At 66.6% G+C, this 14,982-nt stretch carries 12 protein-coding genes and 1 tRNA gene; 9 read left to right on the top strand and 4 right to left on the bottom strand.

Annotated elements, in window-relative coordinates; all coding sequences use genetic code 11:
- Window positions 1–144 precede the first annotated feature (144 nt).
- From ACN8ZM_RS11595 to ACN8ZM_RS11580, 4 genes are all read left to right on the top strand, one after another.
- Window positions 145–1,134, top strand: coding sequence for a beta-propeller fold lactonase family protein (locus ACN8ZM_RS11595; RefSeq protein WP_027786950.1), 990 nt, complete (start codon window positions 145–147; stop codon window positions 1,132–1,134).
- Window positions 1,135–1,150: 16 nt separating this feature from the next.
- Window positions 1,151–2,125, top strand: coding sequence for a sterol desaturase family protein (locus ACN8ZM_RS11590; protein WP_043190403.1), 975 nt, complete (start codon window positions 1,151–1,153; stop codon window positions 2,123–2,125).
- Window positions 2,126–2,235: 110 nt separating this feature from the next.
- Window positions 2,236–3,063 (top strand): EI24 domain-containing protein, encoded by an 828-nt coding sequence (locus ACN8ZM_RS11585; RefSeq protein ID WP_043190402.1) that lies wholly within the window; start codon window positions 2,236–2,238, stop codon window positions 3,061–3,063.
- Entirely contained in the window at window positions 3,060–3,875 is an 816-nt protein-coding gene (locus ACN8ZM_RS11580; protein ID WP_043190400.1) for a competence/damage-inducible protein A, read from the top strand. The genes ACN8ZM_RS11585 and ACN8ZM_RS11580 overlap by 4 nt, the downstream gene beginning before the upstream one ends.
- Before the next feature lie 115 nt (window positions 3,876–3,990).
- On the opposite strand, the gene ACN8ZM_RS11575 is transcribed toward ACN8ZM_RS11580, so the two are convergent.
- Window positions 3,991–4,455 (bottom strand): rhodanese-like domain-containing protein, encoded by a 465-nt coding sequence (locus ACN8ZM_RS11575; protein ID WP_420210006.1) that lies wholly within the window; start codon window positions 4,453–4,455, stop codon window positions 3,991–3,993.
- Window positions 4,456–4,860: 405 nt separating this feature from the next.
- Between ACN8ZM_RS11575 and glnA the strand changes: the two genes are divergently transcribed.
- From glnA to ACN8ZM_RS11555, 4 genes are all read left to right on the top strand, one after another.
- Window positions 4,861–6,276 carry a type I glutamate--ammonia ligase gene (gene glnA, locus ACN8ZM_RS11570; RefSeq protein ID WP_043190396.1) on the top strand — a complete coding sequence of 472 codons (1,416 nt, stop codon included), beginning with the start codon at window positions 4,861–4,863 and terminating at the stop codon, window positions 6,274–6,276.
- 160 nt (window positions 6,277–6,436) lie between these two features.
- Entirely contained in the window at window positions 6,437–7,579 is a 1,143-nt protein-coding gene (gene glnL, locus ACN8ZM_RS11565; protein ID WP_043190394.1) for a nitrogen regulation protein NR(II), read from the top strand.
- A gap of 46 nt (window positions 7,580–7,625) precedes the next feature.
- Window positions 7,626–9,143, top strand: a complete 1,518-nt coding sequence (gene ntrC, locus ACN8ZM_RS11560; RefSeq protein WP_420210005.1) for a nitrogen regulation protein NR(I) — start codon at window positions 7,626–7,628, stop codon at window positions 9,141–9,143.
- An 89-nt stretch (window positions 9,144–9,232) separates the two neighbouring features.
- Window positions 9,233–11,347 (top strand): prolyl oligopeptidase family serine peptidase, encoded by a 2,115-nt coding sequence (locus ACN8ZM_RS11555; RefSeq protein ID WP_420210004.1) that lies wholly within the window; start codon window positions 9,233–9,235, stop codon window positions 11,345–11,347.
- A 19-nt stretch (window positions 11,348–11,366) separates the two neighbouring features.
- Here ACN8ZM_RS11555 and xth read toward each other — a convergent pair whose 3' ends face one another.
- Window positions 11,367–12,143, bottom strand: coding sequence for an exodeoxyribonuclease III (xth, locus tag ACN8ZM_RS11550; RefSeq protein WP_043190389.1), 777 nt, complete (start codon window positions 12,141–12,143; stop codon window positions 11,367–11,369).
- A gap of 183 nt (window positions 12,144–12,326) precedes the next feature.
- Here xth and ACN8ZM_RS11545 point away from each other — a divergent pair.
- Window positions 12,327–12,403: transfer RNA gene (locus ACN8ZM_RS11545), tRNA-Met, on the top strand.
- 152 nt (window positions 12,404–12,555) lie between these two features.
- Here ACN8ZM_RS11545 and ACN8ZM_RS11540 read toward each other — a convergent pair.
- Window positions 12,556–14,043, bottom strand: a complete 1,488-nt coding sequence (locus ACN8ZM_RS11540; protein WP_420210003.1) for a PoNe immunity protein domain-containing protein — start codon at window positions 14,041–14,043, stop codon at window positions 12,556–12,558.
- A 197-nt stretch (window positions 14,044–14,240) separates the two neighbouring features.
- Window positions 14,241–14,933, bottom strand: a complete 693-nt coding sequence (locus ACN8ZM_RS11535; protein ID WP_420210002.1) for an aspartate/glutamate racemase family protein — start codon at window positions 14,931–14,933, stop codon at window positions 14,241–14,243.
- Window positions 14,934–14,982: the final 49 nt, after the last annotated feature.

Here is a 14,982-nt window from a genome sequence, read left to right as displayed (position 1 = left end):
GCCCCGGCCGGCCGCGCGGCGCTTGCCGCGCCGGCCGACAGGGCCGCCGCGGCGTGCGTCGAAGTGGCGCAAAGCCGGCTTCGGTCAACCGGCCGGGCCGGTTGAACGTTTTACAATGACGGTTGTTCCACGACGTGAGTCTTCATGCGCACTTTCCTTTCCCTCGGCCGCACGCTCGCGCTGGCCGCCGCCGTGCTGGCGCCCGCCGCCCACGCGAATAACGTGATCATCCTCAATTCGGCCGAAGCGACGCTTTCCCTGATTGACCAGCAGACCCGCCAGGTCGTCGGCACGATGCCGACCGGCAAGGAACCGCACCACCTGATGGCGACGCCCGACAATTCGTCGCTGATCGTTGCAAATTCGGTCTCGAACAGTCTGATGTTCCTCGATCCGAAGACGGGCAAGCTGCAGCGCACCGTCGAAGGAATCGACGATCCTTACCAGCTCGGCTTCTCGCCCGACCGCAAGTGGTTCGCGGCCGCCGGCCTGCGCCTCGACCGCGTCGACATCTACGGCTACGACGGCCGCGACCTGAAGCTCGTGAAGCGCGTGCCGCTGGAAGTGATGCCGAGCCACCTCGCGTTCACGAAGGACAGCAAGACGCTGCTCGTGTCGCTGCAGGTCTCCGGCGAGATCGCGGCAATCGACCTGCCGACGCAGACGGTCAAGTGGAAGATGAAGGTCGGCAAGGTGCCGGCCGGCCTGTGGCTCACGCCGGACGATAAATACCTGCTCGTCGGCATGACCGGCGCGGATTACGTCGCGGTGGTCGACTGGCGCAACCAGAAGGTCGTCAAGCAGATCTACACCGGCAAGGGCGCGCACAACTTCCGCTCGCTCGCCGACGGCACGCACGTCGCGGTGACGAACCGGGTCGCGAACACGATCAGCATCATCGACGAGAACACGCTCACCAACGTCGGCGACATCACCGGCCTGCTGCCGGGCCCGGACGACATGGAGCTGTCCGCCGACAAGAAGACGCTGTGGGTGACGTTCCGCTTCGCGAAGAAGGTCGGGATCATCGACCTGGCGTCGCGCAAGCTGGTGCAGACGATTGCCGTCGGCCGCTCGCCGCACGGCATCTATTTCTACGACCGCGCGCCGTGGCGCGCCGCGAACGGCGCGTGACGGGCGGGGGAGAGCGATGCTGCACCTGATCGATGCATTCGTATCGGATATCCAGACCTGGCTGTACGTCGACGTCGTGCAGCCGCTCCTCTTCAAGTTCAACCTGATGGACTATGACGAGGACACCTACGACGCGCTGTACTGGGTGATCGTCGGTGCGCTGCAGATGGTGCTGATGTTCGTGCTGCTGCGCCCGCTCGAGGCGCTGCTGCCCGTCGAGCGCTGGACGAACCGCCGGGCCGTGCGGGTCGACGTGATCTACACGGCGATCGCGAAGCTCGGCATCTACTCGCTGTTCTTCTTCTTTGCGCTGCAGCCGCTGTTCGACAACTTCCAGGCGTGGCTGCGCCTGCACGGCGTCGCGAACCTCAACCTCGACTACCTGTGGCCGGGCGTGACCTCGAAGCCGATCGTCACGTTCGCGATCTATCTCGTCGTGCTCGATTTCGCCGGCTACTGGTATCACCGCTGGCAGCACAAGTTCGGTATCTGGTGGGAGCTGCACGCGGTGCATCACAGCCAGCGCCAGATGTCGCTGTGGTGCGACGACCGCAACCACGTGCTCGACGACGTGATCCAGTCGTGCTTCTTCGCGGCGATCGCGCTCGTGATCGGCGTGACGCCGTCGCAGTTCGTCGTGCTGACCGCGTTCACCAACTTCATGCAGAGCATTCAGCACACGAATGCGCGGCTGCCGTTCGGCTGGCTCGGCGAGCGCCTGCTCGTGAGCCCGATCTTCCACCGGCGCCACCACGCGGTCGGCTACGGCCACGAAGGCACGAAGTACGGCTGCAACTTCGGCGTGCTGTTTCCGTGGTGGGACATGATGTTCGGCACCGCGTCGTGGAACCGCACGGTCGAGCCGACCGGCATCCGCGACCAGGTCGAGGGCGTGTCCTACGGCGAAGGCTTCTGGGCGCAGCACGGCCTCGCGTTCGTGCGGATCTTCCGGCGCCTGTTCCCCGCCAAGCGCGGCGCGGCATCGGCCTGATCCGGCCTTCCCACGTTGAGCGGCTCCCTCACGCGGCCCGCATGTGCTTTGGCGCATGCGGGCCGCGTGGTTTATCCTTTCCCCGTTTTTCTTCGTCGATACAGGCTCGCATGAACGACTTGCTGCGTTCCTTCGTCCGGGCATTGGCGAGCGCACTGCATCCGCGCATGCTGTGGCTCACCCTGATGCCGTTTCTCGTCTCGGCCGTCCTGTGGGGCGTCGTGCTGTGGTTCTCGTGGCAATCGCTGCTGGACCTCGCGCGCGGCGCGCTCGACGGCTTCGTGCTGACCGCCATGCTGTATCGCGCGTTCGACGCGATCGGCATGTCGCAGCTGCATGCAGTCGTCGCGCCGTTCGTGGTCGTGTCGCTCGCGATCCCGCTGATCGTGCTGACCGTGCTGCTGCTGATCGCGACGATTTCGATGCCGGTCGTGATCAAGCACCTGTCGAACCGGCAGTTCGCGGCGCTCGAGTCGAAGCGCGGCGGCACCTTCTTCGGCAGCGTGTTCAATTCGCTGGGCGCGGCGATCGCCGGTGTGATCGTGCTCGTCGTCACCATTCCGCTGTGGCTGATTCCGCCGTTCTTCGCGCTGCTGCCGCCCGTGATCTGGGGCTGGCTCACGTATCGCGTGATGACCTACGACGCGCTCGCCCAGCACGCGAGCCGCGACGAGCGCCGGGCGCTGATCCGCCAGCACCGCTGGCCGCTGATCGGCATCGGCGTCGCGACCGGGCTGCTCGGCACCGTGCCGACCTTCGTGTGGGTATCGTCGGTCTGGATGATGGTGCTGTTTCCGTTCGTCGCGGCGGCCATGATCTGGGTTTACGCTTTCATCCTCGTCTTCTCGGCGCTGTGGTTCGGGCATTACTGCCTGCGCGCGCTGGAGGACCTGCGTGCGAGTTCGCGCGCCACCGCAATCGACATGGGGCAGGCATGAGCATCGGCATCATCATCATCGGCGACGAAATCCTTTCGGGCCGCCGGCAGGACAAGCATCTGGCGAAGGTCATCGAACTGCTCGGCGCGCGCGGCCTCGCGCTCGACTGGGCCGAATACGTCGGCGACGATCCGGCACGCATTACCGCGACCCTCGCACGCGCGATCGCATCCGGCGATGTCGTGTTCTCGACGGGCGGGATCGGCGCGACCCCGGACGACCACACGCGCCAGTGCGCGGCCGCCGCGCTCGGCGTGCCGCTCGAACTGCATCCGGACGCGAAGGTGCTGATTTCGGAGCGGATTCGCGAAACGCACACCGATCCGGCTACGCCGGTCGATTTCGAGTCGCCGGAGAACCAGCACCGCTTCAACATGGGCGTGTTCCCGGTGGGCGCGACGATCATCCCGAACGGCTACAACCGGATTCCCGGTTTCTCGGTCGGCGACCTGCACTTCGTGCCGGGCTTCCCGGTGATGGCGTGGCCGATGATCGAATGGGTGCTCGATACGAAGTACGCGCACCTGCATCACGCGACGCCGCATGCGGAGCGCTCGCTGTATGTGTTCGAGCTGCCGGAATCGACGCTCACGCCGCTGATGGAGCGCATCGAGCGCGATTTCCCGGGCGTGCGCGTGTTCAGCCTGCCGAGCGTCGGCGATGCGGAGCGCGGCGGGATCTACGCGCGCCGTCACATCGACCTCGGCGTGAAGGGCGAGCCGGAAGCGGTCGCGGCCGCGTATGTGAAGCTGCGCGAAGGCGTGCACCTGCTCGGCGGCGACGTCGTCGAACCCGATACGCCGCGCGCCTGAGCGGCCCGCCAGGCGGCCGCACAAAAGCCACGGGCCGCGCAACGCGGCCCGTCATCGGCATGTCATCGCCCGGCTCGACGATGAGGTTGTCGTCACCGGCGGGAGCGGCGTGCCGTCAGGCGCCGATCCACGGCAGTTTCCGGAAGCACCAGCCTTCGACCGTCTTGCGGTGGCCTTCGGCGTCCTTCGCGCCCTCGAAGCCTTCGAGCAGGTCGAACGCCTTCGTGAAGCCGGCCTGCGTGGAGGCGACTGCGGCGAGCTTCGAGCGCGCGGCACTGCGGCACAGGAACAGGATGGGCGTATCGGCCGGGAGGGCCGCCTTCAGTTCGTTGACGAATTCGGCGTTCGGCACGCCGCCCGGGTAGCGCGTCCATTCGAGGTGCAGGTACTGGCCGTCGCCGACGAGCGGGCGGCCGATCCAGTCGAGTTCCGCGCGGGTGCGCACGTCGACGAGGCGTGCCGACGGATCGAGCTGCAGCAGTTCGAAGGCCTCGGCCGGCAGCAGCGCCCCGGCGTAGTTGAGCGTGCCTTGTGCGCGGCGTTCGTCGGCCTTCGCGTAAAGCTGGTCGAGCGTACTCATGGCAGGGAGTCTCCTATCGGTCAAACGAACATTCTAGCGCGGCGTCGCGGCACGGATGTCCGTGTGGGGCACGGTGCGCGCACCGCACACGCGTTCACCAAAAGAGTGCAGAATGGCGCGCATGCACCAGAATGATTCCGCAGGCGCGGCGCATTGCGATGATTGCACCATCGCGGTGCCTCTGGCCGGCGGGCGGTGCGAAGCCGGGCCCCGGAATTGCGCAGCACAGCCCCGTCGCGACGAGCGCTGGCGCGATTCGCGCCAATCTTGCGCATAGGTGGCACGGAAGCTGCTTTATAGGATTCGGTCGAATCGGGGCGCGCTGCGCCAAAGCAAGACCCCGGTCAGCTCGATAAACGAGGCGGTTCCCAGTCCGCCGGAATTGTTCAATCAGGAGAAGAGGTTATGAGTAAAACCGTCGCCGACGTCATGCAGCTCGTGAAGGACGAGGACGTCAAGTTTGTCGATTTCCGCTTCACGGATACGCGCGGCAAGGAACAGCACGTGTCGGTGCCGGTTTCGGCGTTTGACGAAGACAAGTTCGAAAGCGGCCATGCATTCGACGGCTCGTCGATCGCCGGCTGGAAGGGCATCGAGGCGTCGGACATGCTGCTCATGCCGGACCCGAACGCTGCCTTCATCGACCCGTTCTATGAAGAGTCGACCCTGGTGCTGACCTGCGACGTGGTCGAGCCGGCCGACGGCAAGGGCTACGAGCGCGACCCGCGTTCGCTCGCGAAGCGCGCGGAAGCGTACCTGAAGAGCACGGGTATCGGCGACACGGCTTTCTTCGGTCCGGAACCGGAATTCTTCATTTTCGACTCGGTCCAGTGGAGCACGGACATGTCGGGTTGCTTCGTGAAGATCAACTCGGAAGAAGCACCGTGGTCGTCGGCCAAGGAATTCGAAGGCGGCAACACGGGCCACCGTCCGGGCACGAAGGGCGGCTACTTCCCGGTCGCACCGGTCGACACGTTCCAGGACATGCGTTCGGAAATGTGCCTGCTGCTCGAACAGCTCGGCATCCCGGTCGAAGTGCACCATCACGAAGTGGCGGGCCAGGGCCAGAACGAAATCGGCACGAAGTTCTCGACGCTGGTCGAGCGCGCCGACTGGACGCAATGGTCGAAGTACATCATCCACAACGTCGCGCACTCGTACGGCAAGACGGCGACGTTCATGCCGAAGCCGATCGTCGGCGACAACGGTTCGGGCATGCACGTTCACCAGTCGATCTGGAAGGACGGCCAGAACCTGTTCGCGGGTAACGGCTACGCCGGCCTGTCGGAACTGGCGCTGTTCTACATCGGCGGCATCATCAAGCACGCCCGTGCACTGAACGCGATCACGAACCCGACGACGAACTCGTACAAGCGTCTGGTCCCGCACTTCGAAGCACCGGTCAAGCTCGCTTACTCGGCGCGCAACCGTTCGGCATCGATCCGCATTCCGCACGTGTCGAACCCGAAGGGCCGCCGTATCGAAACGCGCTTCCCGGATCCGATGGCGAACCCGTACCTGTTGTTCTCGGCACTGATGATGGCAGGCCTCGACGGGATCCAGAACAAGATCCATCCGGGCGAAGCCGCGGACAAGAACCTGTACGACCTGCCGCCGGAAGAGGATGCAAAGATCCCGACCGTCTGCGCAGGCCTCGACCAGGCACTGGAAGCGCTCGACAAGGATCGCGAGTTCCTGACCCGTGGCGGCGTGTTCACGGACAGCATGCTCGACGCGTACCTTGCGCTGAAGGAGCAGGAGCTGGCGAAGTTCCGCATGACGACGCACCCGATCGAGTTCGAGATGTACTACTCGCTGTAATCGGCGATGGCGCTTCGATTCAGCGCCGTCATGCCGGTTCGTTCCCGTCGCGCGGCCAGCGGCGGGAACCGCGGAGTCTGAAAGGGGCGGCGTCCAGCCGTCCCTTTTTTGTTCCGACGAATTTCCTTTTCCGACCCGTTGAGGCGCGACAAGCACGCAGATGGTTCTGAAGAATCTGATCAAGGCGAAAACGGGGCAGCCCGAGCGACCGACGGACGACGAGCGGCTCGCGCGTTCGGGCCTGCTGGCGGGGCTGGAAGCGCTGCCGACGGTCGTGATCGTGCTCGACCGCAAGACGCTGCGGATCGCGTTCGCGAACCCGTCCGCGGAGGCGATGCTCGACATCTCGCGCCGGCAGCTCGCGCAGCGGCCGTGGGGCGAGATTTTTCCGAACGCGAACGAGCTGGCGTCGACGATCACCGCGATCGGCGAGGAACGCTTTCACGCGACGCACCTCGATACCGTGCTCGACCGGCCCGGCCGCGAACCGCTGCATGTGCATGCGATCGTCGGCTTCCTCGAGACCGCGCCCGATTTCGTGCTCGTCGAGCTGTTCGAGAACGAGCGGCAGTCGCGCACCGATCGCGAGGAGCGCATTCACGACCTGACCGCGGTCAACAAGCAACTGATCCGCAACCTCGCGCACGAGATCAAGAATCCGCTCGGCGGCATTCGCGGCGCCGCCCAGCTGCTCGAATTCGAGCTCGGCGAGCGCGAGCGCGGCGAGTTGCGCGAGTACACGCAGGTGATCATCAAGGAGTCCGACCGCCTGCAGACGCTCGTCGACCGGTTGCTGGAGCCGCACCGGCATCCGCACATCGTCGGCGACGTGAACATTCATGAAGTATGCGAACGCGTGCGTGCGGTGATGCTCGCGGAATTCCCGCGCGGGCTCACGATCGAGCGCGACTACGACGTGAGCGTGCCGGACCTGCGCGGCGACAAGGAGCAACTGATCCAGGCGCTGCTCAACATCGTGCGCAACGCCGCGCAGGCGCTGCGCGACCGGATCGCGCAGGGCGACGCGAAGATCGAGCTGCGCACGCGCATCGCGCGCAAGGTGACGATCGCGAAGCGCCTGTACCGGCTGGCACTGGACTTGCACGTGATCGACAACGGGCCCGGCATTCCGGAAGAAATCCGCGACCGGATCTTCTACCCGCTCGTGTCCGGGCGCGACGACGGCAGCGGCCTCGGCCTGACACTGGCACAGACGTTCGTGCAGCAGCACGACGGGATGATCGAGGTCGAAAGCCGGCCCGGACGTACCGAATTTCAGATCCTGCTGCCGCTCGACCATTGAGCGACGGCATGGCGATTCACCAGATTTACCAATATCTGACCGACCTATGAAGCCGATCTGGATAGTAGACGACGACCAATCGATCCGCTGGGTGCTTGAAAAGGCACTCGCCCGGGACAGCTTCGCGACGAAGAGCTTCGCGAACGTGCGTGACGCGCTGGCCGCGCTCGACCACGAGACGCCGCAGGTGCTCGTATCCGACATCCGGATGCCGGGCGGCTCGGGCCTCGAGTTGCTGCAGGCGATGCACGAGCGCCTGCCGGGCCTGCCCGTCATCATCATGACGGCGTTCTCCGATCTGGACAGCGCCGTCGCGGCGTTCCAGGGCGGCGCGTTCGAATATCTCGCAAAGCCGTTCGACGTCGACAAGGCGGTCGAGCTGATCCGCCGCGCGGTGGAAGAAAGCCTGCGCGGCGGCGCGCCGCAGGACGAGCGCGTGGCCGAGGCGCCCGAGATGCTCGGCCAGGCGCCGGCGATGCAGGACATGTTCCGCGCGATCGGCCGCCTGTCGCACTCGGCCGCGACCGTGCTGATCACCGGCGAATCGGGCACCGGCAAGGAGCTCGTCGCGCGTGCGCTGCACCGCCACAGCCCGCGCGCGAACGGGCCGTTCATCGCGCTGAACACCGCGGCGATTCCGAAGGACCTGCTCGAATCCGAACTGTTCGGCCATGAGCGCGGCGCGTTCACCGGCGCGCAGACGACGCGGCAGGGCCGCTTCGAGCAGGCCGAGAACGGCACGCTGTTCCTCGACGAAATCGGCGACATGCCGTTCGACCTGCAGACGCGCCTGTTGCGCGTGCTGTCGGACGGGCAGTTCTACCGTGTCGGCGGGCACAACCCGCTGCGCGCGAACGTGCGCGTGATCGCCGCGACGCACCAGAATCTCGAGTCGCGTGTGCGGCAGGGGCTGTTCCGCGAGGACCTTTACCACCGGCTCAACGTGATCCGGCTGCGCCTGCCGCCGCTGCGCGAACGCAGCGAGGACATCGCGCTCCTCACGCGCCACTTCCTGCAGAAGAGCGCGCGCGATCTCGGCGTCGAGCCGAAGCGCGTGTCTGACGAAGCGCTGGCATACCTCACGTCGCTGGCGTTTCCCGGCAACGTGCGCCAGCTCGAGAACCTCGCGAACTGGCTGACCGTGATGGCGCCCGCGCAGACGGTCGAGATCAAGGACCTGCCGCCCGACCTCGTGCCGGCCGGCGCGCCGGTGGTCGCGACGGGCGATGGCATTGATGCGCACGGCAGCGGTGGCGATACGGCACTCGCGCAACCGGCGATCGGTGCGGCACCGGTGGTGTCGGCGCCTGTCACGGCCGCGCCGAACGGCGGGGTGCCGGCCGGCTATCCGCTGTGGGAGCATGGCCTTCGCACCGAGGTTGCACGGCTGTTGCGCGAGAACTCGGCCGACGTGATGGACGAACTCGCCCGCCGCTTCGAGGCGGCCGTGATCCGCGAGGCGCTCGACTTCACGCGCGGCCGCAAGGTCGAGGCCGCGGAGCGGCTCGGCATCGGCCGCAACACGATCACGCGCAAGATCCAGGAACTCCATCTGGAGCCCTGAGCACGATTTGCGGCATGCGCGGGCATCGCGCATGCCGCGATCGGACATAATCGCGGTTTGCACGCAGCGTGCCATTCCGCCCATCCGCAATGTCCGATTCCTTCCGCTGGCCCGCCGGGGCCGACCCGTTCCGTTTCCTCGAAGCGCTCGACAGCAAGCGCGCCCGCACGTGGGTCGACGAGCAGAATGCGCGCACACGCGCCGCGCTGCGTGACGACGACGCGTATCGCGCGCTGACGGCGCGCCTCGCCAAAGCGTACCTGCCGCGCGAACGCCCGGTGATTCCGACCCGCTGGCGCGACTGGGCCTATGACCTGTGGCAGGACGATCTCCATCCGAAGGGGCTGTGGCGCCGCACGCGCTGGGACGACTGGCGCGCGGGAAAACCGGCGTGGGAAACGCTGCTCGACGTCGACGCGCTCGGTGCGGAAGAGGGCGAATCGTGGGTGTTCGAGCAGGACGCGATCCTGTATCCGGACGGCGATCGCGCGCTGCTGTCGCTGTCGCCGGGGGGTGCCGACGCGGTCGTCGTGCGCGAATTCGATCTCGTCGAACGGCGTTTCGTCGACGGCGGCTTCACGATCGACGAGCCGGGGCATCACACGGTCGGCTGGATCGATCGCGATACCGTCTACGTGAGCTGGGATCGCGGCGAGGCGCATGCGACCGCGGCCGGCTATCCGTATGAAGCGCGGCGCTGGGTGCGCGGCACGGCGCTCGCCGATGCGCCCGTCGTCTTCCGCGGCGAACCCGACGACATCAGCGCGGGCGCGGGGTTCGATCCGATCGACAACCGCCACGTCGCGTGGCGCAGCGTCGATTTCTTCGACGCGCATGCGTACCGGCTGACCGACGCGGGCGAGTGGGCGCGCTACGACGTGCCGACCCATGTCGAGGTCGGGTTCTGGGAAGGCTGGCTCGTGCTGGAGCCCCGTCTCGACTGGGATTGCGATGGCGTGCGCCATGCGGGCGGCTCGCTGCTCGCGATACGTGAGCAGGCGTTCCTGGCCGGGTCGCGCGAACTCACGACGCTGTTCGCGCCGCAACCGTCGACGTCCGCGTGCACGTGGACCCACACGCGCACGACGCTGATCGCGAGCTGGCTCGACGACGTGCACAACCGCACGATGCTGTGGCAGCCGAGCCAGGCCGACGACGGCACGTGGACGTGGGAGGCTCGACCGTTCGAGTGGCCGGGGCCGGGCGACGCGCAGATCGACGTCGAGCCGGTCGAGTCGACGCTGAACGACGAGATTTACGTGGATGTCGACACCTATCTCGATCCGCCCGAATGCTGGCTGGCCGATCTTGCCGACCGCGCGGACGATGCGCCGTCGCGCCGCGTGCTGCTCGACCGGCCGCCGGTGCAGTTCGACGCGGCCGGGCTCGTCGTGCGCCGCGCGAGCGCGCGCTCGCAAGACGGCACGATGGTGCCGTACACGCTGATCGGGCCGCGCGATGCACTCGACGTGGCCGATGGTGCCGCGCGTGTTGCGCGGCCGTGCCTGCTGTCGGGCTATGGCGGTTTTGCGATCCCGAACCTGCCGGGCTACAGCGATGCGTTCGGTATCGGGTGGCTCGAGCGCGGCGGCGTGATGGCGTTCGCGCACATCCGCGGCGGCGGCGAGTTCGGGCCGCGCTGGCACGTCGATGCGCAGCGCGAACATCGCCAGCGTTCGTTCGACGATTTCATCGCGGTGGCCGAGGATCTGTCCGCGACCGGCGTCACGACCGCCGCGCAGCTCGGCATCGAAGGCGGCAGCAACGGCGGGCTGCTGGTCGCGGCGTGCATGGTGCAGCGCCCGGAGTTGTTCGGCGCGGTGCTCTGCCGCGTACCGCTGCTCGACATGCGGCGCTACCCGAAGCTGCACGCGGGCGCCGCGTGGCTCGACGAATACGGCGACCCGGACGATCCGCACGAAGGCGCGGCACTGGCCGCGTACTCGCCGTATCACCGTGTGCGCGAAGGCGTCGCGTATCCGCCGCTACTGCTGACGACGTCGACGCGCGACGACCGTGTGCATCCCGCGCATGCGCGCAAGATGGCCGCGCGCATGCATGCGCTCGGTCATGAACGGGTGTGGTACTGGGAGAACACCGACGGCGGCCACGGCAGCGCCGACGATCTGGAACGCGCGGAAGCCGACGCGGCGGAATTCGGGTTCCTGTGGGCCCATCTCGGGCCGGCGCCCGCGCGGCGCTGAGCGCGCGCGGGCTGTCCGATCAGCCGACGACCGCGACGACGGGCGTGTGGTCGGACGGCTGTTCCCACGTGCGCGGCGTGCGATCGACTTCGCACGACGTGCACGTCTCGGCGAGTGCCGGCGACAGCAGCACGTGGTCGATGCGCAGCCCCGCGTTGCGACGGAACGCCATCATCCGGTAGTCCCACCACGTGAAGGTCTTCTCCGGCTGTTCGAAGCGGCGAAACGCATCGACGAAGCCGAGCTCGATCAGTTGCGCGAAGTGCGCGCGCTCCTGCGGCGATACGAGGTTCTGGCCTTCCCATTTCGCGGGGTCGTGCACGTCGCGGTCTTCCGGCGCGATGTTGTAGTCGCCGAGCAGCGCGAGCTTCGGGTAGCGCTGCAGCTCGGTGCGCAGCCATGCCTGCAGCGCGTCGAGCCATTGCATCTTGTAGACGAACTTGTCGGAGTCGGGCGCCTGGCCGTTCGGGAAATACGCGGACACGATGCGCACGCCGTCGACCGTCGCAGCAACCACGCGCTGCTGCGGATCGTCGAAGCCGGGGATGTTGCGCACGACGTCCGCTTCGTCGACGGACAGCGTGTCACGCGCGAGGATCGCGACACCGTTGTAGGTCTTCTGGCCCGTGAACCAGCTGCGGTAGCCGGCGGCTTCCAGCTCGGCGCGCGGGAATTTCTCGTCCGGCAGCTTCAGTTCCTGCAGGCACAGCACGTCGGTTCCGCTTTGCGCGAGCCAGTCGAGCACATGCTGCTTGCGGACGTTGAGCGAGTTGACGTTCCAGGTGGCGATTTTCATGAACAGGAGTGTGCGTGCGGGGTGAATGCGAAGGCCGCCATCTTACCGCGAGCACGCGATGCGAACGCGCGCATCGTGCGGGGCGGGGGAGGCGCCGCGCGCCGCTGTTCCGATGAACGGAGAAGAAATTGTGACAAATGTGTTGACGTGAGTGCTCCCTCACCCTATAATTTATTTCTCTGACGCGGGGTGGAGCAGTCTGGCAGCTCGTCGGGCTCATAACCCGAAGGTCGTAGGTTCAAATCCTACCCCCGCAACCAAGCACACCAGACGATGTGCAGCGCAAGTGACCGATGCGCGCTTCGTCGACAAGGACCCGGCCCCGTGCCGGGTTTTTTGTTTTCCGGCGCCGAAACGCGATGCGGTGCGCCGCATGCGTGGGCCCCGTGCAGATCTGCCGGGCCCTTTCCGATCAGCACGTGCCGTCGGGCGCCGCGTCCGGTTGCTTGTCGGTATCGCGGCTGCGCGCGAAGTCGACCAGATCCTTCGGATACACCAGCCGATCGCGGAGGCTGCTGTCGTCGAGCGCCAGCAGATAGGCCGCCGCGGCCGCTTCGACGGCCCAATAGCCGAAATAGATCTTTCTGCGTTTGCCCTTCGCACCGACGTCGAGATGCCCGTCGTGCCACGTTGCGTCAAGCATCGCCGGATACCACGTGTCGAGATAGGCGGCAATGTCGTCGATGCTTTCCGCCTTCGTGTCGCGGTAAAAGCTGAAGACGAGCGGGCGATACGGGACGTCGTGGTACCACTGGTCGACATCGAAGCGGCCTTCGAGCTCGTACGCGAGCAGGTCTTCGTACAGCGTATCGCGGGCGCGATAGGCGGGATCGAACATCGCGACGATGCGCGGCAGCAGGTCGCGGCGATGCAGCAGGTAACAGAAACCGATCAGTTGCATCACGGTCTCGTAGTCTTCGATGTGGTCGAACCAGAGTGGCGGCTGGCGATCGTTCTCCTCGTGCGCGCGGCACGCGTCGGTGCAGCGCTCGTACGCCGCGATCACCGGTTCGAGCGCATCGCGCAGCAGCGTCAGGTCCATGCCGCTCGTGTACATGAGCAGGAAGCGCGGGTAGTAACCGGACACGAGATGGCGTGCGGTCAGCGCCTTCTGTTCGTTTTCGGTGCTGCCCACCGGCGAGATGTTTTCCGACCAGTACGCGACGCGCTCGTCCAGATACGGCTGCAGCCAGTCGAAATAGTCCTCGCTCAGGAAGCGCTGGCGCCGCTTCGCACGAAACGCATCGGAGCCGCTGGCGTCGCAGCGCAGGTCGTCTGCCGACAATCCGCCCGACGCGACGAAATCGTCGTAGGTCGTGTCGCGAGGCGGCTGCTGTCGCGAGAAATACGCATGAGACAAGCCGCCGAAGCCGAATCCCCAGACCCAGTCGCCCGGCCCGTCGATCCCGAGCAAATGCCGTACGCCTCGCGCGTCGTTGGCTGCGATGCACGCCTGTATCTGCGTCCAGGTCGCGTGGCAGGATTCGCGCGTGGTCGCGATGAAGTCGTCGTCGTCGGACAGCCACGACAACTCGTCGAGGTTGGCCGAAAAGCCCGCAGGCTCGCCGTTTTCCGTCAGCCGCGCTGCCTGCTCGCCGAGGTACCGGGCTGCGCCGTCGAGCTGACGTGCCAGCCACGGTGTCTCGCCGCGCCGCGCATGCCGTCCAAGGAAGGTGGAGAGCGTACCCAGCCGCGCCACGGCGGCGTCGGCATCGCTGGTCAGGTTGTCGGTGCCCGCATCGCCGAATACGCGCTGATCGGCGATTGCCGCGCCTCGGACACCGTCGGCCAGCAGGATGCGCCACAGGGCCGGAAAGTGGTTGTTGGCCTCGGCGACCTGGGTCATGCGCGCGCCGTTGCCCGAGTTGCTCCGAAGATACAGCCATGCGCGATTTCCCATGCGGCGAAGCGTCCTGATCGGGTGAGGTAGGGTCGAGGTCGATATCCTAGCAAGCGGTTCGGCGCGACGCGTCGCGAACGCTAGGCCGCATGCGTCGAGGTTCGTCCGCCGGCTGGTCGGGAGCGGATCGATCGTGTATGCGGCAGGCCGCGGATTTCAGTGAAGCCGCTGCATCGGTGGCACGTGCCGCGTGCGGGTCAGCGCGCCGCCCACTCGACCGCCGCCTTCGCATGCAGTGCGGTCGTATCGAACACCGGCAGCGGCGAATCGTCCGTGCCGATCAGCAGCGTGATTTCCGTGCAGCCGAGGATCACCGCCTGCGCGCCGCGCTGCGCGAGCGTATCGATGATCCGCACATACGTCGCGCGCGATTCCGGCGAGACCATGCCGTGGCACAGCTCGTCGTAGATGATCCGGTGCACGTCGTCGCGCCCGCTGTCGTCGGGCACGAGCACGTCGAGGCCGAACTTCTCGCGCAGCCGCTCCGCGTAGAACGGCAACTCCATCGTATAGCGCGTGCCGAGCAGCGCGACGCGCTCGACGCCCGCCTCGCGCAGCGCCGTGCCGGTCGGATCGGCGATATGCAGGAACGGCAGCGTCACCGCGGCTTCGATCGCGTCGTGGACGCGATGCATCGTATTGGTCGTCAGCACGACGAGATCGGCGCCGGCCGCTTCGAGCTGTCGCGCGGCGTCGGCCATCCGTTCGCCGAGCGCGGCCCAGTCGTGCGTGCGTTGCAGCGCTTCGATCTCCGCGAAATCGACCGTGACCAGCACGCTCTTCGCATTGTGGTGGCCGCCGTGCAGCGCCTTCGAATGGCGATTGATCATCCGGTAATACTCGGCCGACGATTCCCAGCTCATCCCGCCGATCAGTCCGATCGTCTTCATCCGTCACCTGTGCGTTTCGTGTATTGCGGCTGACGAGTATAGGCGCCGC

Source organism: Burkholderia aenigmatica (assembly GCF_048627025.1).
Taxonomy (GTDB): domain Bacteria; phylum Pseudomonadota; class Gammaproteobacteria; order Burkholderiales; family Burkholderiaceae; genus Burkholderia; species Burkholderia aenigmatica.
Note: the sequence above shows the minus strand (reverse complement) of the source record. Positions and strands in the feature narration are given on the sequence as shown.

Bases quoted from the DNA above. Each gene is read 5' to 3' on its own strand.
- ACN8ZM_RS11595 (WP_027786950.1), top strand. From the start codon at position 145: ATGCGCACTTTCCTTTCCCTCGGCCGCACGCTCGCGCTGGCCGCCGCC.
- ACN8ZM_RS11590 (WP_043190403.1), top strand. From the start codon at position 1,151: ATGCTGCACCTGATCGATGCATTCGTATCGGATATCCAGACCTGGCTG.
- ACN8ZM_RS11585 (WP_043190402.1), top strand. From the start codon at position 2,236: ATGAACGACTTGCTGCGTTCCTTCGTCCGGGCATTGGCGAGCGCACTG.
- ACN8ZM_RS11580 (WP_043190400.1), top strand. From the start codon at position 3,060: ATGAGCATCGGCATCATCATCATCGGCGACGAAATCCTTTCGGGCCGC.
- ACN8ZM_RS11575 (WP_420210006.1), bottom strand. From the start codon at position 4,455: ATGAGTACGCTCGACCAGCTTTACGCGAAGGCCGACGAACGCCGCGCA.
- glnA (WP_043190396.1), top strand. From the start codon at position 4,861: ATGAGTAAAACCGTCGCCGACGTCATGCAGCTCGTGAAGGACGAGGAC.
- glnL (WP_043190394.1), top strand. From the start codon at position 6,437: ATGGTTCTGAAGAATCTGATCAAGGCGAAAACGGGGCAGCCCGAGCGA.
- ntrC (WP_420210005.1), top strand. From the start codon at position 7,626: ATGAAGCCGATCTGGATAGTAGACGACGACCAATCGATCCGCTGGGTG.
- ACN8ZM_RS11555 (WP_420210004.1), top strand. From the start codon at position 9,233: ATGTCCGATTCCTTCCGCTGGCCCGCCGGGGCCGACCCGTTCCGTTTC.
- xth (WP_043190389.1), bottom strand. From the start codon at position 12,143: ATGAAAATCGCCACCTGGAACGTCAACTCGCTCAACGTCCGCAAGCAG.
- ACN8ZM_RS11540 (WP_420210003.1), bottom strand. From the start codon at position 14,043: ATGGGAAATCGCGCATGGCTGTATCTTCGGAGCAACTCGGGCAACGGC.
- ACN8ZM_RS11535 (WP_420210002.1), bottom strand. From the start codon at position 14,933: ATGAAGACGATCGGACTGATCGGCGGGATGAGCTGGGAATCGTCGGCC.